The sequence below is a fragment of the Vibrio splendidus genome (assembly GCF_001557875.1).
Taxonomy (GTDB): Bacteria; Pseudomonadota; Gammaproteobacteria; order Enterobacterales; family Vibrionaceae; genus Vibrio; species Vibrio splendidus_F.
The window spans coordinates 1-1,428 of the sequence record NZ_LNRF01000023.1 but is presented as its reverse complement, the minus strand read 5'-3'; the positions used below and the strand labels follow the sequence as shown (position 1 = coordinate 1,428).

Annotated in this window: 1 rRNA gene; it reads right to left on the bottom strand. The window is 49.9% G+C overall.

The features are described 5' to 3' along the window. A 23S ribosomal RNA gene (locus ATB74_RS23250) occupies positions 1-1,372 on the bottom strand; the annotation flags it as partial. Positions 1,373-1,428 lie beyond the last annotated feature (56 nt).

The window sequence follows — 1,428 nt, the reverse complement described above, 5'->3', positions numbered from 1 at the left end:
GTTTCCCATCGACTACGCCTTTCGGCCTCGCCTTAGGAGTCGACTTACCCTGCCCCGATTAACGTTGGACAGGAACCCTTGGTCTTCCGGCGAGGGAGTTTTTCACTCCCTTTATCGTTACTCATGTCAGCATTCGCACTTCTGATACCTCCAGCAGCCCTTACAGACCACCTTCAACGGCTTACAGAACGCTCCCCTACCCCACATACCCTAAGGTACGTAGCCGCAGCTTCGGTGTATAGCTTAGCCCCGTTACATCTTCCGCGCAGGCCGACTCGACCAGTGAGCTATTACGCTTTCTTTAAATGATGGCTGCTTCTAAGCCAACATCCTGGCTGTCTGAGCCTTCCCACATCGTTTCCCACTTAGCTATACTTTGGGACCTTAGCTGGCGGTCTGGGTTGTTTCCCTCTCCACGACGGACGTTAGCACCCGCCGTGTGTCTCCCGGATAGTACTTACTGGTATTCGGAGTTTGCAAAGGGTTGGTAAGTCGGGATGACCCCCTAGCCTTAACAGTGCTCTACCCCCAGTAGTATTCGTCCGAGGCGCTACCTAAATAGCTTTCGGGGAGAACCAGCTATCTCCAGGTTTGATTGGCCTTTCACCCCTAGCCACAAGTCATCCGCTAATTTTTCAACATTAGTCGGTTCGGTCCTCCAGTTGATGTTACTCAACCTTCAACCTGCCCATGGCTAGATCACCTGGTTTCGGGTCTAATCCTAGCAACTGTACGCCCAGTTAAGACTCGGTTTCCCTACGGCTCCCCTAAACGGTTAACCTTGCTACTAAAATTAAGTCGCTGACCCATTATACAAAAGGTACGCAGTCACACCACGAAGGTGCTCCTACTGCTTGTACGTACACGGTTTCAGGTTCTATTTCACTCCCCTCACAGGGGTTCTTTTCGCCTTTCCCTCACGGTACTGGTTCACTATCGGTCAGTCAGTAGTATTTAGCCTTGGAGGATGGTCCCCCCATATTCAGACAGGATATCACGTGTCCCGCCCTACTCGTTTTCACTGATGATGAGATGTCGATTACGGGGCTATCACCCTTTATTGCGGCACTTTCCAGAGCCTTCATCTGTCTCATTAAAAGCTTAAGGGCTAATCCAATTTCGCTCGCCGCTACTTTCGGAATCTCGGTTGATTTCTCTTCCTCGGGGTACTTAGATGTTTCAGTTCCCCCGGTTTGCCTCCTGTTGCTATGTATTCACAACAGGATACTTACTTATGTAAGTGGGTTTCCCCATTCAGGAATCCCAGACTCAAAAGGTTATTACTACCTAATCTGGGCTTATCGCAAGTTATTACGCCTTTCATCGCCTCTGACTGCCAAGGCATCCACCGTGTACGCTTAGTCACTTAACCATACAACCCGAAAGGGTCTTAGTGTATGGCAACTAACCAAGGTTTTTGGTTGTCAT